At 70.3% G+C, this 24,477-nt stretch carries 18 protein-coding genes; 9 read left to right on the top strand and 9 right to left on the bottom strand.

Features of this window, described 5'->3' with window-relative positions:
* The 3 genes from RJ05_RS31465 to RJ05_RS19765 all read left to right on the top strand — a co-directional run.
* A partial coding sequence (locus RJ05_RS31465) for a LytR C-terminal domain-containing protein (protein WP_036539230.1) occupies positions 1–286 on the top strand: 286 nt, incomplete at its 5' end.
* Positions 287–325: 39 nt separating this feature from the next.
* On the top strand, positions 326–1,048 hold the full coding sequence (locus tag RJ05_RS19760) for a TIGR03089 family protein (RefSeq protein WP_036539326.1): 723 nt from the start codon (positions 326–328) through the stop codon (positions 1,046–1,048).
* 123 nt (positions 1,049–1,171) lie between these two features.
* Positions 1,172–2,476, top strand: coding sequence for a cytochrome P450 (locus RJ05_RS19765; RefSeq protein ID WP_036539232.1), 1,305 nt, complete (start codon positions 1,172–1,174; stop codon positions 2,474–2,476).
* 50 nt (positions 2,477–2,526) lie between these two features.
* On the opposite strand, the gene RJ05_RS19770 is transcribed toward RJ05_RS19765, so the two are convergent.
* Positions 2,527–4,095 carry a carboxylesterase/lipase family protein gene (locus RJ05_RS19770; RefSeq protein WP_036539234.1) on the bottom strand — a complete coding sequence of 523 codons (1,569 nt, stop codon included), beginning with the start codon at positions 4,093–4,095 and terminating at the stop codon, positions 2,527–2,529.
* Positions 4,096–4,268: 173 nt separating this feature from the next.
* On the opposite strand from RJ05_RS19770, the gene RJ05_RS19775 reads away from it, so the two are divergent.
* Entirely contained in the window at positions 4,269–4,487 is a 219-nt protein-coding gene (locus tag RJ05_RS19775; RefSeq protein WP_036539235.1) for an FmdB family zinc ribbon protein, read from the top strand.
* A 7-nt stretch (positions 4,488–4,494) separates the two neighbouring features.
* Here RJ05_RS19775 and RJ05_RS19780 read toward each other — a convergent pair whose 3' ends face one another.
* From RJ05_RS19780 to RJ05_RS19795, 4 genes are all read right to left on the bottom strand, one after another.
* Positions 4,495–4,770, bottom strand: a complete 276-nt coding sequence (locus RJ05_RS19780; protein WP_036539236.1) for an Rdx family protein — start codon at positions 4,768–4,770, stop codon at positions 4,495–4,497.
* 37 nt (positions 4,771–4,807) lie between these two features.
* On the bottom strand, positions 4,808–5,197 hold the full coding sequence (locus RJ05_RS19785) for a YchJ family protein (protein WP_036539329.1): 390 nt from the start codon (positions 5,195–5,197) through the stop codon (positions 4,808–4,810).
* A 76-nt stretch (positions 5,198–5,273) separates the two neighbouring features.
* The gene (locus RJ05_RS19790; protein WP_228796739.1) at positions 5,274–5,765 is read right to left on the bottom strand and encodes a hypothetical protein; all 492 of its coding nucleotides are present in this window, start codon (positions 5,763–5,765) and stop codon (positions 5,274–5,276) included.
* Positions 5,762–8,188: an AAA family ATPase gene (locus RJ05_RS19795; protein ID WP_036539239.1), complete on the bottom strand. Its 2,427-nt coding sequence runs from the start codon at positions 8,186–8,188 to the stop codon at positions 5,762–5,764. Before RJ05_RS19795 ends, RJ05_RS19790 begins: the two co-directional genes overlap by 4 nt.
* Positions 8,189–8,626: 438 nt before the next feature.
* On the opposite strand from RJ05_RS19795, the gene RJ05_RS19800 reads away from it, so the two are divergent.
* The 5 genes from RJ05_RS19800 to RJ05_RS19820 are packed head-to-tail and all read left to right on the top strand — an operon-like array spanning position 8,627 to position 17,157.
* Positions 8,627–11,134: a DUF5691 domain-containing protein gene (locus RJ05_RS19800; protein WP_036539241.1), complete on the top strand. Its 2,508-nt coding sequence runs from the start codon at positions 8,627–8,629 to the stop codon at positions 11,132–11,134.
* Positions 11,131–12,225, top strand: a complete 1,095-nt coding sequence (locus RJ05_RS19805) for an ATP-binding protein (RefSeq protein WP_036539243.1) — start codon at positions 11,131–11,133, stop codon at positions 12,223–12,225. Before RJ05_RS19800 ends, RJ05_RS19805 begins: the two co-directional genes overlap by 4 nt.
* Positions 12,222–14,672: a DUF5682 family protein gene (locus RJ05_RS19810; protein WP_036539245.1), complete on the top strand. Its 2,451-nt coding sequence runs from the start codon at positions 12,222–12,224 to the stop codon at positions 14,670–14,672. The genes RJ05_RS19805 and RJ05_RS19810 overlap by 4 nt, the downstream gene beginning before the upstream one ends.
* Positions 14,669–15,862: a VWA domain-containing protein gene (locus tag RJ05_RS19815; protein ID WP_036539246.1), complete on the top strand. Its 1,194-nt coding sequence runs from the start codon at positions 14,669–14,671 to the stop codon at positions 15,860–15,862. The genes RJ05_RS19810 and RJ05_RS19815 overlap by 4 nt, the downstream gene beginning before the upstream one ends.
* Positions 15,859–17,157, top strand: a complete 1,299-nt coding sequence (locus tag RJ05_RS19820) for an ADP-ribosylglycohydrolase family protein (protein WP_211357664.1) — start codon at positions 15,859–15,861, stop codon at positions 17,155–17,157. The genes RJ05_RS19815 and RJ05_RS19820 overlap by 4 nt, the downstream gene beginning before the upstream one ends.
* Before the next feature lie 46 nt (positions 17,158–17,203).
* On the opposite strand, the gene RJ05_RS19825 is transcribed toward RJ05_RS19820, so the two are convergent.
* The 4 genes from RJ05_RS19825 to RJ05_RS19840 all read right to left on the bottom strand — a co-directional run bounded on the left by RJ05_RS19825 (position 17,204) and on the right by RJ05_RS19840 (position 24,368).
* Positions 17,204–19,786 (bottom strand): ABC transporter permease, encoded by a 2,583-nt coding sequence (locus RJ05_RS19825; RefSeq protein ID WP_036539248.1) that lies wholly within the window; start codon positions 19,784–19,786, stop codon positions 17,204–17,206.
* Positions 19,786–20,562 carry an ABC transporter ATP-binding protein gene (locus tag RJ05_RS19830; RefSeq protein ID WP_051016749.1) on the bottom strand — a complete coding sequence of 259 codons (777 nt, stop codon included), beginning with the start codon at positions 20,560–20,562 and terminating at the stop codon, positions 19,786–19,788. Before RJ05_RS19830 ends, RJ05_RS19825 begins: the two co-directional genes overlap by 1 nt.
* A gap of 78 nt (positions 20,563–20,640) precedes the next feature.
* Entirely contained in the window at positions 20,641–22,437 is a 1,797-nt protein-coding gene (locus RJ05_RS19835; RefSeq protein WP_036539252.1) for a serine/threonine-protein kinase, read from the bottom strand.
* Between the two features lie 395 nt (positions 22,438–22,832).
* Positions 22,833–24,368, bottom strand: a complete 1,536-nt coding sequence (locus tag RJ05_RS19840) for a serine/threonine-protein kinase (RefSeq protein WP_036539254.1) — start codon at positions 24,366–24,368, stop codon at positions 22,833–22,835.
* Positions 24,369–24,477 lie beyond the last annotated feature (109 nt).

Here is a 24,477-nt window from a genome sequence, read left to right on the forward strand (position 1 = left end):
GGGCAACTACTCCGGCGACCCGGTCACCGGCAGCCGGGTGCTCGCGGCGTCGACCTCGGACCCGAAGGCCAAGGCGGTCGCCGAGGCGCTGGGCGGGCTGACGGTACTCGCCGACGAGACGGTCGCGCCGGATACCGTGAGAGTGGTGCTGGCGAGCGACTATTCTGGTCCCGGGTCGGAGGCGGCCAGCATGTTCGACTTCGACACTCCGTCGACCTCCGCCACCCCCGTACCGCCCGCTCCGCCGATCGATGCAGGCAAGAACGGACCGACATGCGTGAATTAGCCACCGCGCAGCCAACAGCCAGTGAGCGTGAACCAGCCGATGCGTGACCTCGAGCAAGCACTGACCCTCACCGAGGCGGTGCTCGACCCGATCCTCGCGCGCGAACCCGCGGGTCCGCGCGTCACCTACTACGACGATGCCACCGGGGCCAGGATCGAGCTGTCCGGGCTCACGCTGGCGAACTGGGCGGCCAAAACCGCCAACCTCGTGCGCGATGAATTCGGGCTCACCCCCGGCGCGCGGGTGGCGGTGCTGCTGCCGGCGCACTGGCAGACCGCGGCGGTGCTGCTCGGCTGCTGGTGGGCGGGCACCGAGGTGGTGCTGCACCCCGACCCCGACGCCGATCTGGCCCTGTCCACCGTGCAGCGGCTCGACGACACCGACGGTGCCGGCGAGGTCGCGGTGCTGTCGCTGGACCCGATGGGCGCGCCGGTGCGCGATCTGCCGGTCGGCGTCACCGATTTCGCGACCTCGGTCCGCGTGCACGGCGACCAGTTCCTGCCCGGCGGCATCGGCGTCGCACTGGACGGGATGTCGGTGTCGGAGGTGCTCGCCGAGGCGCGCACGTCGGCGCTGCGGCAAGGCTTCTCCGAAGGCGACCGGGTGCTGTCGAGCACACCGTGGGATACACCGGCCGAACTCATCGACGGTTTCGTCGCGGTGCTCGCCGCCGGGGCCTCACTGGTGCAGGTCGTCAACCCGGATCCGGCACTGCGCGAGCGGCGCGTGGAGACCGAACGGGTCACCGCCCTGCGCGGATGAGGCCGGCCCCGGCTCCTACCGTGGTATAGGTCGATTGTCCGACTCCGGGACGTTCCCGCTGATGCGCCGGTTCCGTACCGTGGTGATAACGCACACACATCAGACGATGGGGTCGGGTGAGAGATGAAGCCACAGTATTTGTTCCGGTGGTTGTCGGTGCACGGTGCGCCACGCGCGATCCTGCGGACGCAGGCGCGCCGTGGCGATGCGTTCGCCCAGTTGATGGGCGGGCCCATCGGGCTGGATGATCCTTATCCGCTGATCGAACAGCTACGCGGGGCGGGCGGGCTGCAGCGGGCTTCGCTGTCCTGGGTCACCTTCGATCACGGGCTGAGCCGAGCCATCCTGCGCGACAATCGCTTCGGCGTGCGCGCTCCCGAGAGCTTCGTTCCCGGTCCCCTACAGCGGTTGGCCAAGCATTTCCCGATCCCGCCCAATCCGGTGGAGCCGCCGTCGATGCTGGTGATCGACCCGCCCGAGCACACAAGGATGCGCAAACCGGTGTCGTCGGCCTTCACCCCACGCGCCATCGGCAAGCTGCGCGATCGAGTCGAGAGCGTCACCACCGAACTGCTCGACGCACTGCCCGCGCACGGCACCGCCGATCTGGTGCGTGCCTATGCCGCACAGGTGCCGATCGCGATCATCTCGGAAATGCTCGGCTTCCCGGACGCGGATCGGGAGATGTTCCTGAACTGGGGCGACCGGATGACGCCGCTGCTGGACCTGGGGATCTCCTGGCGCGCCCACCAGCGCGCCATGGACGCGACCCACTTCATGAACCACTACCTGATCGAGCACATCGAGCGCCTGCGCCGGAATCCGGGCGACGACATCCTCAGCTCGCTGGTCACCGCCGGTGAACTGAACACCGAGGAACTGATCGCGACCGCGAGCCTGCTGATGGGCGCCGGCTTCGAGACCACAGTCAACCTGATCGGCAACGGCGTCGGCCAGCTGCTCGCCCACCCCGGCCAACTCGCGCGGCTCCGCGAGGAACCCGAACTGTGGCCGAACGCGGTGGAGGAAGTGCTGCGCTTCGATCCGCCCGTGCAGACCACAGCGCGCACCGCCCTCGCGGACCTCGAATTCGAGGGCGTGCCGCTGCGGGCGGGCGCCACGGTCGTGCTGTCGCTGGCGGGCGCGAACCGCGACCCGGCCGTCTTCGAGGACCCCGCCCGCTTCGACATCACCAGGGCCAACGCAAAGGACCATCTCACCTTCAGCAGCGGCATCCACGTCTGCCTCGGCGCCAGCCTGGCCCGCATGGAAGCCACCTATGCGCTGCGGGCGCTGTTCGAGCGTTTCCCCGAACTCCGGCTGGAAGGCCCGCCGCGCCGCAGACAGCTGTTCACGCTGCACGGATACGAGCAGATGCCGGTGAACCTCGGCCCGCGGGCGCGCAGCCCGCAACACACCGGCGTCTGAGCGCCCGTTTCCCGGGCAGGCCGGGGCGGGGACGGTCCGCCCGGCACCGCTCAGGCGAAGCCGACCGCTTGCTCGCCCCAGGCGGTGTGCAGGTCGTGGTCCGGGTCGTCGACCACGCGGTCGACGGCGTCGATGAGCAGGGTGGTGCGGGTCTGCTCGTGATACGGCGGCCAGTGCTTGGACCCGTCGAGCGCGGCCGGCACGCCGTGGTGGGCGAAAGCCAACCAGCGCCGCATCATCCGTCCGGAAACCTCGGTGGCCACCTTGCGGCCACCGAGCCAGAACGTCGGGTCGTGGTTGAAGGTGCCGAAATTGCCGAAGACATACGGCAGTTCGGTGGCGTGACCGGCGCCGACCCGCGCCGCCTTCAGCATCGGTGTGGCATGGTCGAACCGGTACATCCAGGTGCGCGAATGCCGGGAATGGGTGTCGGCCACCCAGTGCGCGGGCATCCGGAACGCCGCATCGGTGGACATGGCCAACGCGCCGCGCGGCTTGGCCAGATCGGGGTAGGCGGAGGTGATCTCGGCGATGCGTTCGTGCGACATCCCCGGATGACTTTCCTGCACGCCGTTCAGCATGGCGTTCACCGCTTCCGGGGTGACCGGCATGATCGGTGAGCGGAACAGCCGGAACAGCGACGCCTCGTCCTTGTTGGTGCCGATGATCAGCGGCACCCGGTGCGAAAGCCCGTCCCGGAAACGGTCGGTCGGATACCCGGGCAGCAGATCGCCATCGACCACCGGGGCCGCGGCCAATGTGCCGGGCGCCTGGATCGGCACCTCATCGATCAAGATCGCGGACGCGTCGATGATCCGATCTATCGGGCATTCCAGCAGTTCGCCCGCGCGCTCACGGGGCAGGTCGATCAGCTCCAGGAACCGTTCGGCAACACCGGCGGCACGTTCACGCCCGAAAACCGTTGTCGCTGGCGGGCTCTGCGCGATCGCACGATGGAACAACCCGGCCGCGCGCGGCGCGGTGAGCAGCGCGGTCACGCAGCCGCCGCCCGAGGACTCACCGAACAGGGTGACGTTGTCCGGGTCGCCGCCGAACGCGGCGATATTGCGCTGCACCCACTCCAGCGCGAACAACTGATCGTGCAGGCCGAGATTGGGCACGAAATCCGGCGACAGCGACGACAGGTCGAGGAAGCCGAGCGCACCGATGCGGTAGTTCACCGTCACCACCACGACATCACCGGTCTCGACCAGTTTGCGGCCGTCGTAGATGCCCTGTGCCGCGGTACCCAGGCAGTACGCGCCGCCGTGCAACCACACCATGACCGGATGCGAGCCGTCATCGGTGCCCGCCGGGGCGAAGACATTGAGCCACAGACAGTCCTCCCCCATCCGCAGGCCCTTGTCGATGGGAACAGTGTTGTCCATGTTCTGCGGTGCGATCTCACCGGGCTCGACGGTGTCGCGGATGCCGTCCCATGCCTGCGGTGGCCTGGGCGGGGAGAACCGGTGCGGGCCTGCCGGGGCGGCGGCATAAGGAACACCGCGCCAGACGAGCACTCCGCCGTCACGCACGCCGCGCACCCGGCCGTATTCGGTATCGGCCACCGGCCCGGACTCGTCCTGCGCGGCCATCGGTCGCATCAACTCAGTGCTCATCGCAGACCCTCCTCATACCTCTGTCTATCGAGGGTACGACGGTGTTCATGACACCCGTGGTGACCGAAGCGAACCATCCGACGGCGCGTCGCACCCGGCGCGTCGGCGGCGCAGCTCAGCGGGCAATTCCGCGGCGAATGTCTGCTGGGTCACCCGCTCGCTACACTGAGCCGATGCCGAGTTACAACTTTCGGTGTCGCAGCTGCGGTGACACGTTCGAGGTGAACCGTCCGATGGCCGAGGCGTCCGCGCACGCCGACTGCCCGAACGGGCACGACGACACCGTCAAACTGCTCACGACCTTCGCCACTGTCGGCCGGGCGGCCGCGCCCGCGCCCGTCGCTGCCCCGCGCCCCGCCGGTGGGTGCTGTGGCGGCGGCTGCTGCGGCTAGGCCGCGCTCAGTCCCTGCGGTCGACGTGGCCGAGGTCGCGATCAGGAGCCACCCGGTCGCGCACCCGCTGCTTGAGCACCGCGATATCGGGGAAACCGCCGTCGGCCTTGCGTTCCCAGATCTGCTCACCGTCCACGGTGATCCGGAAGACGCCGCCGGTCCCCGGAATCAGGGCGACCTCGCCGAGTTCGGTGGCGAAGGTGCTCAGCAGTTCCTGGGCCATCCAGCTCGCGCGCAGCAGCCAGCGGCACTGGGTGCAGTACTCGATCGCGACACGTGGCATGCGGCGAACCCTACCGGGGCCGGCCGCTACCGGGCGATCAGGCGCTGACGTCGCCGTCGAGGTAGACCCAGCGTCCGTCCTCCCGCACGAATCGGCTGACCTCGTGCAGGGCGCCACGACCCGCGTCGTCGCGGTAGTGCGCGGTGAACTCGACCGTGCCGGTGTCGTCGAAGGGCCCGCCTCGTTCGGTCCGCTGGATCTCGAGGAACAGCCAGCGCTGGTCCGGGTCGAGTACGAGGGTGGCCGGGCGGGTGCGCCGATGCCAGGAGCGGCGTAGATAGGCGACGTCGCCGACGGCGAAGGCGGTGTAGCGCGAGCGCATCAGCGCCTCGGCGGTCGGCGCGTCACGCTGACCGGCCAGTATCGGCCCGCAGCAGCTGCCGAAAGGTTCGCCGCGCCGGCACGGGCATGGCTGCGTCTGATCCATGACACCGATCATGCTCACCCGCTGCCTTCGGCGAGCCACCGGGGAACCCGCTGCCACCCGGCGGGCAGTCCGGTGCTCATCCGATCGCGGCGAGCTCCTCGGCGATCCGCGCGGTTTCCTCACGCCAGCGCCGCAGCTCGGTGACGCCGGGCGCCAGTTCATAGTCGTGATGGTGGGCAGCATGCGACAGCGCCGACCACAGCGTCGCGATCTGGGCGGCGGTGAGCGGCCCGGCGAAGGTGCGCAGAGCCAGCAGCTGGGCACGCATCGGGCAGCGCATCAGCTCCGGCGCCACTCGTATCCACAGCTCGTCGACGACCTGTTCGAGCGCGATCCGCAGAATCCAGGCGGTCGCCCGCGACCACAGACCGCCCGCGTCGGTGACGGTGCCGTCCAGCAGCCCGTCCACGGCGGCCAGCCGCTCCGCGACGCTCGGCCGGTCCACGCCGAAAGGGACATCGTCACGCGGCGGCCCGTGCGGGCGGGGCCGCTGCCGCGGCCCGCGTGACCCGCCCTTACCACGTGCCCCGCGACGCCTGCGCCGAGCGGGAGTGGCTTCCTCGCTCATCGCGCCAGCCATTCGACGAGCTTTTCGGTATCGGCGATCAGCTCCTGCATGCTGCGCCCGATCGGCACATGCGCGCCCGCGGTGGCGTCACGGAGCGCGCCGACCGCCCATTTGCCTTCGCGGGCGAGGTGTTTGCCCAGGTCCTCGATCCGGCCCGAGGGGCCGAGGACCGCGAGCGCCACCATGGCCCTGGTGGACTGCGCGGTGTCGATGAGCCGCTGCACCTCACGATGGTCGACGCCGTCGGCGAGCAGCACCCGTCGCGCCCTGGCCAGACTCGCCGCTTCCAGCGCCGACCGGCAACAGGTGGCGACGAGTTCGTCGGCGATCGCGGGCGGCAGCTGCGGGGTGCGGGTGAGCGCGCGGGCGTCGTCGAGGTAGCGCAGCACCGGATCGCCGGACACCCGCACCTCCACCCGGGACCGTTCGCGCCGCTGCACCTCGAGCACCCTGGCATCGATCTGCATCCGGCGCACCGCCTCGGCCAGCCGCTCATCGTGGGTGAACACCACCACCTGCCGGGTCCAGGCCACCGTGGCCAGCACCCGGGCCAGCCCGTCGACCTTGGCCGGGTCCATCGCCTGCACCGGATCGTCGATCATGACGAAACGGAACGGGCTGTCCTCCACGGTCGCGCGCGGCAGGAACAGCGACAGCCCGAGCGCGTGCAGCTCGCCCTGGCTCATCACCCCGAGCGCGGCGCCGTCGACGTCGTCGACGGTGACGTCGAGCAGGACCCGCCGCGCGGTGTTCACATTGCCCTGCAGCCTGATGCCGCCCAGTTCGACGTTGCTCTGCTGGCGCAGGCTGTGCCACACCCAGCGTGCCGTCGTCTCCAGCGGCGCCATCCGCTCCCCGCGCAGTCCGGCGGTGGCCGACTTGAGCCATTCCTCGGCCTTGCGCACCGTGCGCAGTTCGTCGGCGTGCGCGGCGACCGCACGAGCGCCGTCGAGCCACGCGGCGATGCGCGGTGTCAGCGGCGCCCAGACCTCGTCGAGCCGGTCGAGTTCCTTGCGGGTGCCCTGTTGCAGGAAGTCGAGTTCGTCGACCAGACGCGCGTGCGCGGCCAGCAGGCGGCCGGGCAGGTCCGGGGTGTATTCGGCATTGGTGAGCGCCGCCCATTCCGACCAGGCCCGCCGGGCCGCGGCGGTATCGATGCTGGGCGGGTTGCGCGGATCGAAGGCCAGTTCCGCCGGAATCTGTTCCGGCAGCGATCGCGCGGCCCGTAACGCGTCACTCAGCGCGGTGCGCGCGCCGGCCAGGGCGGCGACCCGCTCGCTCAGCTGGGCGATGGAGGCCTCGGCGGCCGCGGTCCACTGCTGGTCGAGACTGCCCTGTCCGCAGACCGGACACGGGCACGGGCCGCTGCGCGCGGCGTGTTCACGGGCACGAGTGAGCAGGTCGAGGATGCGCAGATCGGCTTCGGCGTCGGCGGTGGAGTCGCGGTCGAGCGCTGTGCCGCATTCGGCCAGCCGACCGGCGACCTCGGCCACCTCGGCTTCCGACGGCAACCGCAGGCGCACGATGGCGCGCAGTCCCTCGGGTTCGCCACCCGGGTCGGTGCCGAACAGTTCCGCTTCCACCGCGGCCAGGTCCGGCGCGGGTGGGCGCAGCAGCTCGCTCATCCGGATGGCGCGGTCGTCGGCCACGACGGCCAGGTCGGCGAGCAATTCGAGGCGTTCCTGGCGGGAGTCGCGGGCGGCGCGTTCGAGCTCGAGTCGGCGCATTCGGATGGTCTCCTGCGCGACGGTGAGCTCATCGAGACCGAGCAGTTGATGCAGCGCGTCGAACAGCTCGCTCGGCTTGCCGTCGACCAGCGCGCCCAGTTCGCTGTAGGACAGGAACGGGCGATACAACTCGAGCGGCACCGACCAGCGACGTGCCGGGAACGGTGCCCGCCCCGCGGCCGTACGCTGGGTCCACTGCGCTTCCGGCAGCGCGGCACCGGGTGCCCATTGCTTGACGACGGTGAGTTCGGGCTGCTTGCCGCCGGCGAGCAATTCCAGTTCGATTCGCGTGGATTCGGGTTCGTGCAGATTGCGCCAGCCCTCGCGCCAGGCCGCCGAGCGGCCGTCCCAGCGCCGGTTGCCGCCGGTCAGCGCCAGTTCCGCGGCCTCGGCGAAACTGGATTTGCCGCTGCCGTTGCGGCCGACCACCAAGGTCAAGCCTGGGCCGGGGGCCAGCTCGAGGGTGGTTTCCGCCCCGATCCCACGGAATCCACGCACCCGGATCGCGCGCAGGAAAATGCCCTCGGACCCGAATTCCGCTGTGGGTTCGCTCGATTCGAGATCGCCGAGGGCGGTGAGCACGGTGTGCGCGATGTCCGCGGTGACGGCGGGATCTTCGTCGAGGCGACGCATGACCAGCTCGGCCAACCGGGGCGCGTGCCGACTCGCCGGGCCGGTCTCGGAATTCGTGCGCATACACCACCCCCTGCACCACCGAACCGCGGCGCACCTCCACCCCGCGCGCGGTCGCACTGTACGAAAGCTGTCCGAAACGCTACCCGATAGCCGGGCGCAGGCACAGACGAGAAACTGCCCGCGGGGATGGAATTGGCCATCGAAACGCGGGGCTGCGCTCCGATGTCCACCCCTCGCCAGCCCCGACGGGCAGCTCGTTGGTGTATCACCCTCTGCAGGGTGGCTCGGGCGAGCCGAACAGGTCAGAATGCCAGAGCTTGCGCTGGTGCGCAAGCGCAAGTTCGGCGGGCGGCTATCGAAAATCTCGACGGCACAGCGGATTTCCCAGGTAGATGCGGGTAGCGGCGGAACATGTCGGTGCGATGCGGTACAAATCCGGGGACCGAATGCAGGGGGCTCGAGGAGCGGGGGAAGTATGGAGCATGTGAGGCAGAGCCGGTGACTGCACGCCAGAGCCCGGCCTCGGCGCAACGCCGGGTGCGGGTGAGCGCGGGATTGGCCGAACTCGATATCTGGCTGGCCGACCAGGTGCGGACCGGGCTGGCGCAGTCGGATCGGTCGTTCGGTGCGTTCGACACGATGGCGGCGCGCATGGTGGACGCGCAGGCGCCCGGAGTGGCGGCCATCCTGCGGCAGGTGCCCGCGGCCGTGATCACCCGCTCCGACTGGCCGCAGGTGGTGCTCGACCGGTATGCCCGGCTGCATCTGCTCGTCACCGCGCACCGCAGGATCGACGAGCTCGCACCACCCCTCGCGGCCAGTGTCCGCACCCATATCGGCTATCCCACCAGGACGGATTCGGTGCGAGCCGAACCCGCCGTCCGCGACCGATGGATGACCCTCGGCGTCCGCGTCACCGAGGATGACCGGCTCTACACCCGGCGCACCTGGCTGTACGGTCGGCGCAGCGGCCGCTGGGCTCTGCTGATCGACCACAGTTTCGGCTCGCCCGGCTTCGCGGTCGAAGCGCCCGCCCTCGGGATGATGACCGAGGCCGACCTGCACTTCTATCCGGCGGCGGCGCCGTTGCGGGCGCTGTGGGGCGCCGCGCACGGCGGCGCCGAACCGTTCACCACGGTGCCGCGCGAACCGCGGCCCGGTATCGAGGCGGGCCTGAACCGTTACGCCGACGCGCTCGCCGCTGATCCATGGCTCGGCTCGTGGCCGATGCTGCTCGCCGACGTCGTGCCGGTACCCGGCGAGCGCGGCTGGCAGCTGGTCGAATCCGGCGGCATCGCCCTGCCATTGGCGACGGTAGAGCCGCCGTGGGACCTGCTCGGCGTCTCCGGCGGCCATCCGGTGACGGTCGCGGCCGAATGGACCGACAGCGGTCTACTGCCCCTGTCGGTGCTGGCCTCGGGCGAGGTGATCGACATCAACACCGTGGCGACCGGGCCCGGCGGGCGCGGTGCGGTGGCCTCGGCCGAATTGGCTTCGGCGGCACTGCTCGGCACGGCGCGCCGACCGCCGCCGACCGCGGCACTGCCCGCCCCCGTCGCCGCCACGGCGCGACAGCTGGACAACGATCCGGCTTTGCTGCTGCTCGAATCCGCCGCCCTGGATGCCGCTTTCGCTCGCGGTGGCGTCCTTCCCGGCCGCGCCGAGCTCCCGGAACCGGCCGAGGACGATCCGCGCGGGCAGCTGCCGCGCGCCGCCGCCGAGCGGCTGACGCGGCTGTTGCGTGACCGCTCGCGCTTCCTGCCCGAATGGTTGAGTGCCGCCGCACCATCGGGCTATCGCGTCCCCGAAGTGCTGTGCGCGCAACTGCTCGAATACGCCGCAGGCCACGCCGACGTGCGAGAACCGTTGCTACGGCTGGCGGGAACCCGAGGCCGGTGGCTGGCAGAGCGCAACCCGGCCTGGCACACCTTGATTCGCCACGGTGCGGCCGCCACCGAGCCCACCGACTCCGACGCGGCCTGGCGTTTAGGGCAACCAGCCGAGCGAACCGAATGGCTGACCGCGCTGCGGCACCGCGATCCCGGCGCCGCGCGGACGGTGCTGCACGCGGCGTGGGAATCGGAGTCCGGCCCGCTGAAGGCCGAGCTGCTGGCCGTTCTGGAATACGCGATCAGCGCCGCCGACGAGCCGCTGCTGGAGTCCGCGCTCGACGATCGCCGCGCCGATGTGCGCCGGACCGCGGCCGGGTTGCTCCGGCTGCTGCCGGATTCGGCCTTCTCCCAGCGCATGACCGAACGCGCCGGACATTGGGTCCGAGTCGGCCGGAAGGCGCTGCACGCGCAGCTGACCATCGACATGCCGGACGAACTCGATGCCGCCGCCGTGCGTGACGGCATCACCGACCGCACCGGCGAGTACGGCTATCGATGGGCAGGCGCACCCGACGTCACGGCCGGACGGTTGCGGCATCTGGTGGCCGCCACGCCGCTCGCGCACTGGGCGGCGGCGCTGCATTCGCCGCAGCGGGCCACCGGCGCCGCCATCGATGACCGGTTCCGGCAACCGATGTTCGACGGCTGGGTCGACGCCACCCTCGCCGAACGCGATCCGCGGTGGGCTCGGGCGCTGTTCGACGCCGGAGTCCCCTCGGATCTGGCCATGCTGCGGCGCCGGGAACTGTTCGGCCTGCTCCCGCCCGCCGACCGGATCCAGCATGTACTGCGCCTCGATGGTGCCTGGCTGTCCGAGATCGAGGCGCTGCTGCCCGCCGTCGGCCATCCGTGGCCGGAGCCGGTGGCCCGGCATGTGCTGCTATTGCTCCAGGAACGCGCGCGAGCGGCCGAACGCCGGCCCGGCGCGCACGGCACCACACCGACCGCGCATCGGTCGCTGCTGACCGCCGCCTCGGTGCACCTGCCACCGGCTTCGGCACATCTGGCGACGACGCTGGCCCGCCGCTGCGGGGACCCGGCCTGGGCACGGGCCTTCGACCGGCTCGCCGACGACATCACCACCCGATCGACGATGCTCGAGGAGTTGCAGTGACCGCTACCGAATCCCATCTGTTGCGCCCGCACGCCGAACAGGCCTTCGCCGACGAACTGCGGGCCCTCGCGGCCGTGGACGACCGGCCGCGGCCACCGTCGTGGCGGCTGTCGCCGTGGGCGGTGGTCACCTATCTGCTCGGCGGCACGCTGGACGACGGCACGGTGATCAGCCCGAAGTACGTGGGTCCGCGCCGGTTGATGGAAGTCGCCGTTGCCACGCTGGCCACCGATCGGGCGCTGCTGCTGCTCGGCGTGCCCGGTACCGCCAAGACCTGGGTGTCGGAGCATCTGTGCGCTGCCATCAGTGGCGCCTCCACCCTGCTGGTGCAGGGCACCTCCGGCACCGGTGAGGAATCGATTCGCTACGGCTGGAACTACGCACGGCTGCTCGCGGAAGGGCCGAGCGATGGTGCGCTGGTGCCGTCACCGGTGCTCACCGCCATGCGCACCGGCGCCATCGCCAGGATCGAGGAACTGACCCGCATTCCCTCCGATGTGCAGGACGCGTTGATCACGGTGCTGTCGGAGAAGACGCTGCCGATCCCGGAACTGGGTGCGGAGGTACAGGCCGCCAAGGGGTTCAATGTCATCGCCACCGCCAACGACCGCGATCGCGGCGTCAACGAACTGTCCTCGGCGCTGCGGCGGCGCTTCAACACCGTGGTGCTGCCGCTGCCCGCGAGCGAGGAGGACGAGGTCGCCATCGTCACCCGGCGAGTCGCGCAGCTGGGTTCGGCGCTCGAGTTGCCCGAGGTACCCGCGGCCGCCGAGGAGGTGCGCCGGGTGGTGCGGATCTTCCGTGAGCTGCGCGACGGCGTCACCGCCGATGGCCGGACGAAACTGAAATCGCCGTCGGGCACCCTGTCGACCGCCGAGGCCATCTCGGTGATCACCAATGGTCTAGCCCTGTCGGCGCATTTCGGTGACGGCGTGCTGCGGGCCGGCGATGTGGCGGGCGCGGTGCTCGGTTCGGTGATCAAGGATCCGGTGGCCGATGCCGTCGTGTGGACCGAATATCTGGAGGCCGTGGTCCGGGAGCGGCCGGAGTGGTCCGATTTCTATCGCGCCTGCCGCGAGGTCGGCGGATGAGCGCAGCCGCCGCCGAGCCGGCCACCGCCGAAGCTCGGACCCGGGTGTTCGGGATCCGTCATCACGGACCTGGTTCGGCCCGCTCGCTGCGACTGGCCCTCGAGCACTATCGTCCCGACACGATCTTGATCGAAGGGCCCGCCGACGCCGATCCGCTCACCGCCTTCGTCGACGACCCGGGCCTGGTGCCGCCGGTCGCCATGCTCGCCTACGTCCACGACATGCCGACCCGCGCGGCGTTCTGGCCGTTCGCGCAGTTCTCACCCGAGTGGCAGGCGCTGCGTTATGCCACTGAACACGCTGTGCCCGTACGCTTTTGCGACCTGCCGGCCACCACCGTGCTCGCACTGGACGCCGAAGCCGGCGACAGCATCGACCCACTGGCCGAACTCGCCTCGGCCGCCGGATACGACGACGCCGAACGCTGGTGGGACGCGATCGTCGAATCGACCACCGACATCGACACTTTCGACGCGCTGACCGAGGCGATGGGCGCCCTGCGCGACAGCATCGCCCGCGACGAGCCACCCACCGGGCCACGTCCGCTCGGCGCTCGTCCTTCCGCGTGCAGAGATACCGCGCCGGCCGACGACTCCGCCACGAATTCATCGTCGGCCGCATCCGATCCTGCGAACAGCGAGAACGAGAGTCACACTCCCCAGGACCACAGCGACCCCACCGGCTCGAACGACAACAGGGACGATCCCGCCAGCAGCCGCCCGGGCGAGCGGCCGCCGGTACCACCGGCACACAAGATCGACGCGCACACCCTGCGGCGTGAGGCCTACATGCGGCAGACCATTCGGAAGGCACTGAAGGACGGCGCGCAACGCGTCGCCATCGTGTGCGGGGCCTGGCACGCGCCGGCGCTGGTCGAACCGCTGGGTCCCGCTGCCCCCGATGCGCGGCTGCTGAAGGGCCTCCCGAAGGTCAAGGCCCGGCTGACATGGGTGCCGTGGACGCATTCGCGGCTCTCGGCCGCCTCCGGATACGGCGCCGGCGTCGCCTCCCCCGGTTGGTACCACCATCTGTTCACCGAGACCGAGCAGCCCATCGCGCGCTGGCTCACCAAGGTCGCTGGCGCGCTACGCAGGCATGATCTTCCGGTGTCGAGCGCGCACATCATCGAGGCCGTCCGGCTGGCGGAAACGCTGGCGGCGCTGCGTGATCGGCCGCTGGCGGGATTGTCGGAGGTCACCGAGGCCACCAGAGCCGTGCTGTGCGACGGCGACGAGAGCATGCTCCGATTGGTCGGCGCCGAATTGGTGGTCGGCGAGGCCATCGGCGCGGTCCCGGCGACGACGCCGACGGTGCCGCTGGATGCCGATCTGCGTGCCAAGGCCCGCACCCTGCGGCTGAAACAGCAGCCCGAGCCCACCCTGATGGAATTGGATCTGCGCAAGGAACGCGACCGGCTCAAATCCCGGCTGCTGCACCAGCTGCGGATCCTGGACGTCGAATGGGGCACACCCACCGACAGCGAGGTGCGCGCCACCGGCACCTTCCGCGAAACCTGGACGCTGCGGTGGGAACCGGAATTCGCGGTCGCGGTGATCGAGGCGTCGCGCTGGGGCACCACGGTCGCCTCGGCCGCCGAAGCCAAACTGCTCGACACCGCGGGCCGCGAGGACCGGACCGTCGGCGAGCTCACCGACGCGCTCGGCCTCGCGTTGGTTGCCGATCTGGGCGGCGCCGTCGGCGAACTCATCGGCCGGCTGGAATCGGTGGCGGCGCTGGACCACGACGTCACCCACCTGCTGGCCGCGCTGCCCGGGCTGGTCCGGACCCTGCGCTACGGCGATGTGCGCGGCACCGACACCGCCGCGCTCACCCACGTCGCCGACGGCATGCTGATCCGTATCTGCGCCGGCCTGCCCGGCGCGGTCACCGGCTTGGACACCGATGCGGCATTGCAGCTGCGCGCCCTGATCGATGCCGGGCACACCGCCATCCACATCCGTGACGACCAAGCGGCCCGCGCGGCCTGGCTGGCGACTCTGCACCGCATCGCCGACCGCGACGACGTGCACGGCGCGATCGTGGGTCGTGCGGTGCGGCTGCTGTGCGACGCCGAACGCATCGACCAGGCCGAATCCGCGCGCAGACTCGCCGCGGCGTTGTCCGTCGGCAGTTCCGCCGCGACCAAAGCGGAGTGGATCGACGGTTTCCTCGGCGGACGCGGGCTGCTGCTGGTGCACGACCGCGAACTGCTTCGGCTGGTCGACGATTGGCTACGCACGCTCGACGACGAACAGTTCGTCCAGACCCTGCCGCTGTTGCGCCGGACCTTCGGCGCCTTCGAATCGGGCGAACGCCGTGCCATCGGTGCCGCTGTCCGCGACGGCGTTTCCGTCACTGCCGGTGCCGCGAACGTCCGGCAGCTGGACCCCGGGCGGGGCGCCCGCGCCATGCGGGTGGTCGCCGAGATCCTCGGAGCAGCAACATGAACGACACACCCGATCGGACCGCTGCCGAGGCCGTCGACGGCGAATCCTCGGCTCGCCGGTGGCGTCTGGTGCTCGGCGCCGCGGCCGAACCCGAACTCGGCGGCCTCGGCTCCGCCGACGACGCCGCCATGGACGGCGCGCTGTCCACGCTCTACGACAGCGATCCACCCGCCGGTGCGGGCCCACGTTCGGCCGGCTTGCAGGGCTCGGCGCCGCGGGTGGCCCGCTGGCTCGGCGATATCCGCACCTATTTCCCGTCGTCGGTGGTGGAGGTGATGCAGCGTGATGCCATCGAACGGCTGGATCTCACTCAGCTGCTCCTGGAACCGGAGCTGCTCGAGGCCGTGGAACCGGATGTGCACCTGGTCGGCACGCTGCTCGGGCTGAACCGGGTGATGCCGGAAACCACGAGGTCCACCGCACGGATGGTGGTGGAGCGGGTGGTGCGCGATATCGAGCGAAGAATGGCCGCGCGCACCGTGGCCGCGGTGAGTGGCGCGCTCGACCGCGCGGCGCGGGTGAGCAGGCCGCGGCCTCGCGATATCGACTGGGACCGCACCATTCGCAAGAATCTGGCGCATTACCTGCCCGAGCAGCGCACCGTCGTCCCCGAACGGCTGGTCGGCTACGGTCGCCGCGCCAAGGCGGTGCGCCGCGACGTGGTGCTGGCCATCGACCAATCCGGCTCCATGGCCTCGAGTGTGGTGTACGCGTCCGTGTTCGGCGCGGTGCTGGCCTCCATGCGCTCGCTGCGCACCTCGCTGGTCGTCTTCGACACCGAGGTCGTGGATCTGACCGAGCATCTGTCCGACCCGGTCGATGTGCTGTTCGGCACCCAGCTCGGCGGCGGCACCGATATCAACCGCGCCCTCGCCTACTGCCAGACCCTGGTGACCCGCCCCGAGGAAACCCTGTTCGTGCTGATCTCGGATCTCTACGAAGGCGGCATCCGCGACGACATGCTGCGCCGCGTCAACGCCTTGAAGGAATCCGGCGTCCAAGTCCTCGTCCTGCTCGCCCTCTCCGACGACGGCGCCCCCGCCTACGACCACGACAACGCCGCCGCCCTCGACGCCCTCGGCATCCCCGCCTTCGCCTGCACCCCCGACCGCTTCCCCGACCTGCTCGCCCTCGCCCTCAACCGCGGCGACATCCGCACCTGGGCCAACACCACCACAGGACGATCGTGACCGATAACGACCTGCCACTGCCGCCGAACCCGTGGCCGAACGGCCTACCGGAGCTATTCGAGTTCTCCGATGAACCGCCACTGCCCGGGATGCCGATACCGGGCGAGGGGCTTCCGGTGCCTGCGCCCATCCCGCGGGGGTATGCGCCTCTGGCAGGTATTCCGCCCACCACGTTCCCGATCGCACACGGGTGCCTGCTCGGTGGCGCCGTCGGTGATGCGCTCGGCGCCTCGGTGGAGAATCTGACGCTCAGCGAGATCCGGGGGCGGTACGGGCGGCGCGGGTTCCGCGGCAAGGTAGCCGAGTACAGCAATCAGCCCACGGAGTTCACCGGCCGGACCTCGGAGGAAAGCCAGCTCGCATTACTGGTGGTCGAGGCAATGATCCGAAGCAGCGTCCGCGCCAGGGACCATGGCACCGGTGCGCCGACAATTGCGATCCTGCAATCGCTGTGCATTGAATGGCTGCGGTCGCAGGTCGATTCGGTCCCGGATCAGGACTACCCGCCCCACAGCGGTTTACTGGATCTACCCGCCTTCGCCGAGCGTCGGGGCGCATCACAGACCGTCCTGAACGCCTTGCGGGCGGCGGCCGAACGCGGTGAGCCGCGCCGGCCGCTCGGCACCACCACAGCACCGATCAACGACTCCAAGGGTTCCGCGTGCGCTGTTCGTGTGGCCTCCTGCGGTTTCCTCCCCAACCCGGCGGCCTCGTTCGAGCTCGCCTGCGAGGCAGCCGCACTCACCCACGGTCATCCGAGTGGCTGGCTGGCCGCGGGTACTTTCGCCGCGATCGTTTCGGGATTGTGGACCGGACAGGACCTCGGTAGCGCGGTCGACCGGGCGCGCACGGAATTGACACGGCACGAACACCACCACGAGGTATCGGAGGCGCTCGCGCAGGCCGTGCGCCTGTCGGGTCGGGGTGAACCATCTGCCGAGCAGGTGGAATCGCTGGGTGGCGGGTGGACCGCGCCGGAAGCACTCGCCATGGCGATCTATACCGCGCTGGCTGCGGAATCAGCAGGCGGGACGCCCAAGCAGATAGTCGAACGAGGCCTGTGCGCCGCGGTAAACCATTCCGGTGACAGCGATGCGACCGGGGCGATGTGCGGAAATCTCCTCGGCGCACGCTACGGGTATCAGGGCATACCCGAAGCATGGGCGGGCAAGTGCGAAATCGCCGGTCCGGTCTGGGAACTCGCGCACGATTTCAGCATCGAGTTCGGCCCTCACCCGCCCAGCGATTCCAGCGGCTATGTGGACTACGGCTGGATGGCCAGGTATCACAGCTGAGCGGACTCGGCCGGCGAGCGCCGCAGTGCCATCGCCGGCCGAGCTCCTACAGGTCCGCGATCGCCGCCAGCGGTGGCGTCCGCGCCGCGCGCACCGCGGGCCAGAGCGCCGCGAGCACACCCACCACGGCCGAGCCGATCAGCATCAGCACCAGTTGCCCCCAGGGGACGGCGATCTGGTCGAGGCCGAGGTCGCGCAGGGTGCGCAGGAATCCGACGCCGAGGCCGAGGCCGAGGATCGCGCCGACGATCGCGCCGAAGACGGCGATGAGCATGGATTCCAGATAGATGGTCCGGCGAACCTGGGCGCGCTGGGTGCCGACGGCACGCAGCATGCCGATCTCGCGGCGCCGCTCCACCACCGACAGCGCCAGGGTGTTGACGATGCCGAGGATGGCGATCACCACCGCGAGGGCGAGCAGGCCGTACAGGATGGCGAGCATGGTGTTGATCTGCCTGCCCTGTGCGCCCTTGAACTCCTCGCGGTCCTGCACCTGGACCAGCGAGGCCTCGGTGGCCTGGCCGGCGCCGGGCTCGTCGGCGCCGAACACCGACTGCACGGTGGCCTGTTCCAGACCGGTGCGCATGGCGGCGAGATCCGCGCCGGGTTCCGCCGCGACCAGGGCGAGCACGGTGACGCGCATGTTCGGTGGCATCACCTCGTCGAATACCGCGGGCGGCACCACCAGCGGACCCATCAGCGGCGACTTCCGGTAGATCCCGGCCACGGTGACGGGGATCTTTTTCTTGTCCATGCTGGTGAGCGAGATCTGCTGACCGGCGCTCAGATCGTGTTCGGCTGCTTCGTCTTCGGCGACGAGGATGTCGCGCTCACCGAGGGTGCCGGTGCCGCTGAGGATGTCGTAGTTCAGCACCCGGTCCAGTGGTCCGTCGGGCGAGGTGCCGAATTCCTCGTCATCGCCGATCTTCACCCCGACGCCTCGAATCGCGACGACTTCGGCCACTCCTGGCACCTCACGGGCGGCTTCCACCGCCGGCCCCGGCACGCCGATCGCCTGCGGCCCGCCCATCTGCGGACCGGCGAGCACGTAGTCGGCCGCGACACCCTTGTCGACCAGCACGCCGACGCTCGCCTTCGCGGAGGCGCCGAGCATGCCGATGGCCGAGACCAGCATCAACCCGAGGGTGAGCGCGAAGGCCGTCGCCGCGGTCCGGCGTGGATTGCGCACGGCATTGTTGCGTGCCATCGCCCCGATCGGGCCGAACGGACGCAGCAGCAGCCCGAGCCCGCCGACCACCGGTCGCGAGAGTGCGGGCGAGGCGAGCAGCACCGCGAAGATCAGCGCCAGCGCACCGACACCGACCGTCGCCGCCGCCGTCCCGCCGGTCGACTGGGCGCCGACCACCACCAGCACCACGCCGGCCACCGCGAGCACGAGCCCGAGCCAGGTACGCACCCGCAGCGATTCATCGGCCGAAGCGAACTCCTCGCGCATGGCCTGCACCGGCGGAATCTTCCCCGCCCGCCGCGCCGGGGCGTAGGCGCTGACCAGGGTGACGAGCAGGCCGACCAGTAGCCCGACCAGGATCGTGCGCGGCAGCACCGCCATCGAACCGGTCGGCAGGCCGAGGTCGAAGGCGTTGAGCGCGGCCGACAATCCGAAGGCCAGGGCGACACCGGCCGCCAGCCCGATGACGCTGCCGATCACGCCGATCACGAAGGCCTCGGCGACCACCGAGCTCCCGACCTGCCGGCTGCTCGCCCCGACAGCACGCAACAGCGCCAGTTCGCGCAGCCGCTGGGCGACGATCATGGAGAAGGTGTTGTAGATGATGAAGGTGCCGACGATCAGCGCGATCGCGCCGAAGGCGAGCAGGAAGTAGTTGATGAAGTTGAGCGCGTCGGAGATCTCGGCCTTCATCTCGGCGCGGACCTGCTCACCGTTTTGCACCTTGTAGTCGGGGAACGCGATGGCGATCCGGTCGCGCAGCTCGTCACCGGGAATGCCCTCGGCCGCGACGTCGACGTGGGCGACATGGCTGCCGTCGGTGAACAATTCCCGCGCCTGGCTGTCCTCGAACAGCAATCCGATGAACCCGCCGGTGTCGGCCGCGACATCGTAGATGCCGGTGAGCGTGACCTCGAGGGTGCCCTGAGCGGGGACGAGGATCTTGGTCCGGTCGCCCACCGCGAGCCCGGCCCGCTCGGCACCGCCGCTGTTCAAGGCGATCTCACCGGGACGCGACGGGGGCGTGCCCGCGATGAACTTCTCGGGTTCGGAGATCGCCTGTTCCGGCGGCAGGTAGGACTCGCCCCAGCTCGGCGCGCCGCCGGTCTGCACGGCCTTCTTGCCCTCGGGATCGAGCAGTACCACCGCCCCGTTGACGCTCGGCGCGACGGCCCGCACATTGTCCATGGCGGCGATCTTGTCCACCACGCCCTGCGGAACACCGCGTGACTGCCGTTCCTCCGGGCTGACCCGCACGTCCACGCCCCTCGCCTCGTCGGCGAAGATCCCGTCGAAGGTGCGCTGCAAGGTGTCGGTGAAGACGAACGAGCCCGCGATGAACGCCGTCCCCAGCACCACCGACAGCAGTGTGAGGGCCAGCCGCACCTTGTGCGCGGCGAGATTGCGCAAGGCGACCTTGCGCATCGGGTTGCCGGCCATCACTTCGTCTCCAGCGCCTTCATCGTGTCCAGTACCGATTCGGCGGTGGGGCCGCGCAATTCGTCGACGATGCGGCCGTCGGCCAGGAAGACGACTCGGTCGGCGAAGGACGCGGCGTGCGGGTCGTGGGTGACGACCACGACCGTCTGCCCGAATTCGTCGACAGCGGTGCGCAGGATCGAGAGCACCTCACCGGAGGAGCGCGAATCCAGGTTGCCGGTCGGTTCATCGCCGAAGATGATCTCCGGTTTTCCCGCCAGCGCCCGCGCGCAGGCCACCCGCTGCTGCTGCCCGCCGGACAGTTCGCTGGGCCGGTGGGTCAGCCGGTCGGTGAGCCCGAGCCGGTCGAGCACGGTGTCGAGCCATTCCTGATCGGGTTTGCGGCCGGCGATGTCCAGCGGCAGGGTGATGTTCTCCAGCGCCGTCAGCGTGGGGACCAGGTTGAATGCCTGGAAGACGAATCCGATGCGGTCACGCCGCAGCCGCGTCATCTGTTTGTCCGAGAGTTCGTTCAGCGCGGTGTCACCGATGCGCACCGTGCCCGAGCTGGCGCTGTCCAGCCCGGCCAGGCAGTGCATGAGGGTGGATTTGCCGGAGCCGGACGGTCCCATGATCGCGGTGAATTCGCCCTTGACGAATTCGGCCGACACCGAATCCAGCGCGGTGACCTGGGTGTCTCCGGTCCCGTACACCTTGGTCAGGTCTTCGGCGGTGGCCGCGACGACGGCCGGAGCCTGCGTCTGGGCCTGATCGATGCCAACGGCGTGCGAGGTCATGGTGACCAGTCTGTCGGCGTTCGCGCCGTCGCGCCATCCGGGAATACACCCAGACCGCAGGGATGACCCGGCGATCGTTCAGTTGGGCGAGTTCAACGGCGCCGACTTCCACCACGTCAGCACCTGGTCGATGGTGCCGACGATGCCGTCGGTGTACATCAGGTATTGGGCACGCTCGGGCTGGCCGGTGAAGACGGTGACCATCTTGGGCCCGTCGGAGTCGATCTTGTAGTTGGTATAGGTCTGGCCGCCGTTGGAGTCGGAGGACTTTGTCGCGCTCGCGGGCAGTCCGTCGATCACCGCCTGCACGTCGGCGGCGCTGTCGTAGACGTAGAAGCGGTAGAACGGGTCGTCGTTGTCGGCGCCGCCGTAGCAGCGCCACTGCCAGCCGTAGTTGCCGAAATCGGGTTCGCCGGTCTCGGGTTCGGGCGCGTACTGCGGTTCGGTTTCCCAGCATTTGGCGTTGTGGTAGCCGACCTCGCCGGTGCTCGAGGCCGGCACCATGGCCGGGAATTCCTTGCTGATCGAATCCGCGGTCGCCGGCACCGGGGCGACGCTGGTGGCGGTCGTGGTGGTCGAAGTCGATCCGCTCGCCGAATTCGAATCGTTGCCGGCGACGGCGGCGATGATGCCGATGATCACCACCAGCAACAACACCAGCCCGACGCAGATGCCGACGATCAGGCCGGTGTTCTTCTTGGGCGCCTGCTGGGAGTACACCGGCGACATGGGCGGCGGCGACTGGTTGAACCCGGCGCGCTGCGCGTACGGATTCTGGTTCGCCATCGGCGCCGGCGCCGGCACGGTGGGGCTGCTCGCGAACGGCTGCGGCTGCCCTGTGCCGTGCGGCTGCTGATGGGTGCCGCTGCCGAAGGGCTGCTGGTGGGTGCCACTGCCGTGCGGCTGGGCCGTCGCACCGCTGGTGAACTGGGCATTGGCCGTCGGGTACGGCGCCTGGGTCTGCCCCATCGCCGTGCGCGGGCCGCCCTGCAACGGCATACCCTGCGCGGTCGGCCCCGCGATCGGCATGGCAGGCGAACTCGGCATGCTCAGCGCCTGCTGGGCGGCGGCGGCGAATTCCGAGCAGGAGGCGAAACGATCGTCGGGCCGCTTGGCCATCGCCTTGGCCAGCACCCCGTCCAGCGCCTGCGGCAGACCGGGCCGCACCGAACTCAGGGCGGGCGGCGGCGACTGGAGATGGCCCTGGATGACGGCCGCGGGGTTGGTGGCCTGGAACGGGCCGTGCCCAGTGAACAGCCAGAACAGCGTGCAGGCCAGCGAATACTGGTCGGAGCGGTGATCCAGGCTCGCGCCGGTGAGCTGCTCGGGCGAGGCGTAGGCCAGGGTCGCGGTGAAGGTGCCGGTCTGGGTGAGATGGCCGGTGTCGTCGCGCAGGCGGGCGATGCCGAAGTCGGTGAGATACACCCGTTCGCCACGGCCGCCGGTGGAGCGGGCCAGCAGGATGTTGGCCGGTTTCACGTCGCGGTGCAGCACACCCATGCCGTGCGCGTAATCCAGCGCGTCGGCGGTCTCCTTGATGATCTGCACCGCGCGTTCGGGCGGCAGCCTGCGCGGGTCCACCGACGCGGCGTCGATGCCATCGATGTAGTGCATCGAGATCCACAGCTGCTCGTCTTCGAGCCCGCGGTCGTAGACGGTGACGATGCCGGGGTGGTCGAGCCGGGCGACCAGATCCGCCTCCCGTTCGAACCGCGCCCGCACCTCCTTGTCGAAGAACATCTCGCGGTTCAGCAGCTTCAACGCCGTCATCCGCGGCAGCCGCGGATGCTTCGCCAGGTACACCGAGCCCATGCCACCGCGACCCAGTTCCCGGTCGATGACATAGCCGGCGAAGACGTCGCCGTTGGCCAGCATTTCTGCTCCACTTCCCGCCGCTCACCGGGACCCACCGATGAACAGGCGCACAGGCAAAAAGAACACATGGTCGAACCTGTCCGGCCCGACCACGGAAAGCACGGAAACCATAGCAGCCGTCGGGTACTCGACCGCTGGTCTCGGAACCGGGCACGGCTCGCCGGCAGCTCTCACCAGCGCGATCGATCCGGGCGCGACGCGGACCCCCGATCAGGACGTCGGCGATGACGTCCCTGCCGGACTCGCGGGCGTGACCGGCTGCCTCCCGCGGAACAAGCGGTCAGCGACGTGGGTCCGGCCCGGCGTGCGGTCGCGTATGCCCGTGTCCCCGATCGGCCCGTCAGCGGCAGCGGATTCGGCCGGCGGGCTTGCGGTCGCTCGCTCCGGTGGGCCGGTCAGGCCGGCGGCTCCGGCTCCGGCGGGGGCTGCCGCGGCTGTGCCAGTGAACCACCCAACGGTGCCCGGCCGGCTCGGCGCGGGGCGCCCGGCAGGTCGATCACCGCGGGGGTGGGTGGCCGACGCGGTGACTGCGGCGGTCCGCTCCGCGGAGCCGACGGCGGGATCGGCCGGGTTCCCGGCGGTGGCGCATCACCCGGTCGGTGCTGCCCGCCGCGCGGTGCCGGTCCCGCACCGGGACCGCCGTACGGGCCGTTGGACGGCATCGAACCGTGCTGGTGCGCCGGTCCTGGCGGGAACCGGTGGTCCGGCCGGGACTCGGGACCACGTGCGTGCGGTGGCACGGGCCTGCCGGTCGGTGAGCCCGGCGGCAGCCCGGGCGGCGCCATTGGGTATCCGGTCGGTGAGCTCGGTGGCGGGCCCGGCGGTGGCGGTGTCGAGGGGTGCGGCGGATGTGGCGGCATTCCCTGATAGTGCGTACCGGGCACCCGGCCTTGCGGGTAGCGGTGCAGGGCGACACCACGCGAGGGCGGAGCCGCATGGTGCGGCGGCGCTGGAGGGCGGGCCGGCATTCCGGGGTGGCCATGGTTGCGGCTCGGTGCCGCCGTATGGCCGTGCGCCCCGGCGTGACCGTGACCGTGCGGGGCCGCCAGGTGCGCTCCATGCGCGGGCAGCCACCCGGTGTACGGCTGCGGCGCCCCGGCAGTGCCCAGCGCCCGGCGCGCGGCGGCGGCGAACTCGGTGCAGCTGGCGAACCGGTCGACCGGGTCTTTGGCCAGCGCGCGGGCGAGCACATCGTCGAGGGCCGGCGGCAACCCGGGGCGCACGCGGCTCAACCGCGGCACCGGGGCGGTGAGGTGGCCGTTGATCACGGCCGCGGGAGTCGGTGCCGCATAGGGCGAATCACCGGTGAGTAGCCAATAGAGCGTGCAGGCCAGCGAGTACTGGTCGCCGCGATGGTCGAGTTTCGCACCGGTGAGTTGTTCGGGCGCGGCGAAGGCGAGCGTGGCGGTGATGGTGTCGGCCGAGCTGAGCGTGGTGTCGCTGTCGCGCATGCCCGCGATGCCGAAATCGGTGAGCAGCACCCGCTCCGGCTGGCCGATCGGCGCCTTCGCGAGCAGGATGTTCGCCGGTTTCACATCGCGGTGCAGCACCCGGTTGGCATGCGCGAAATCCAGCGCGGCCGCGGTCTCGGCGACGATCTGCACCGCCCGCCCCGGCGCCAGCACGTTCACATCGGCGATGGAGGCATCGGCGCCGGGCACGAACTGCATGGAGATCCACAGTTGCCGGTCCTCGGCGCCGCGGTCGTAGACGGTGACGATATTCGGATGATCGAGCTGGGCGGCCAGATCGGCCTCGCGTTCGAAGCGGCGACGGATCTCGTTGTCGGTGTAGAGCTCCCGGTTGAGCAGCTTCAGCGCGGTCAGCCGGGGTAGCCGGGGATGCTTGGCCAGATAGACGGTGCCCATACCGCCGCGGCCGAGCACCTTGCGGATGGTGTAACCCACGAACTCGTCGCCAGGCGCCAGCACCGTACACACCCCCCTCTCCGGGTCGAATCCAATCCTACGGATGTATCTGCTCGACCCGCCAGGGCGCAACACCGGCGAAGGTGTCGGTGGCGGTCGATATGGTGACTGC

The sequence above is a fragment of the Nocardia cyriacigeorgica NBRC 100375 genome (assembly GCF_000308555.1).
GTDB classification, from domain to species: Bacteria; Actinomycetota; Actinomycetes; order Mycobacteriales; family Mycobacteriaceae; genus Nocardia; species Nocardia cyriacigeorgica.

Coding starts and splice junctions, on each gene's coding strand:
- RJ05_RS19835 (WP_036539252.1), bottom strand. CDS start 22,437: ATGCTGGCCAACGGCGACGTCTTCGCCGGCTATGTCATCGACCGGGAA.
- RJ05_RS19765 (WP_036539232.1), top strand. CDS start 1,172: ATGAAGCCACAGTATTTGTTCCGGTGGTTGTCGGTGCACGGTGCGCCA.
- RJ05_RS19830 (WP_051016749.1), bottom strand. CDS start 20,562: ATGACCTCGCACGCCGTTGGCATCGATCAGGCCCAGACGCAGGCTCCG.
- RJ05_RS19790 (WP_228796739.1), bottom strand. CDS start 5,765: ATGAGCGAGGAAGCCACTCCCGCTCGGCGCAGGCGTCGCGGGGCACGT.
- RJ05_RS19825 (WP_036539248.1), bottom strand. CDS start 19,786: ATGGCCGGCAACCCGATGCGCAAGGTCGCCTTGCGCAATCTCGCCGCG.
- RJ05_RS19795 (WP_036539239.1), bottom strand. CDS start 8,188: ATGCGCACGAATTCCGAGACCGGCCCGGCGAGTCGGCACGCGCCCCGG.
- RJ05_RS19775 (WP_036539235.1), top strand. CDS start 4,269: ATGCCGAGTTACAACTTTCGGTGTCGCAGCTGCGGTGACACGTTCGAG.
- RJ05_RS19760 (WP_036539326.1), top strand. CDS start 326: ATGCGTGACCTCGAGCAAGCACTGACCCTCACCGAGGCGGTGCTCGAC.
- RJ05_RS19780 (WP_036539236.1), bottom strand. CDS start 4,770: ATGCCACGTGTCGCGATCGAGTACTGCACCCAGTGCCGCTGGCTGCTG.
- RJ05_RS19815 (WP_036539246.1), top strand. CDS start 14,669: ATGAACGACACACCCGATCGGACCGCTGCCGAGGCCGTCGACGGCGAA.
- RJ05_RS19770 (WP_036539234.1), bottom strand. CDS start 4,095: ATGAGCACTGAGTTGATGCGACCGATGGCCGCGCAGGACGAGTCCGGG.
- RJ05_RS19785 (WP_036539329.1), bottom strand. CDS start 5,197: ATGGATCAGACGCAGCCATGCCCGTGCCGGCGCGGCGAACCTTTCGGC.
- RJ05_RS19810 (WP_036539245.1), top strand. CDS start 12,222: ATGAGCGCAGCCGCCGCCGAGCCGGCCACCGCCGAAGCTCGGACCCGG.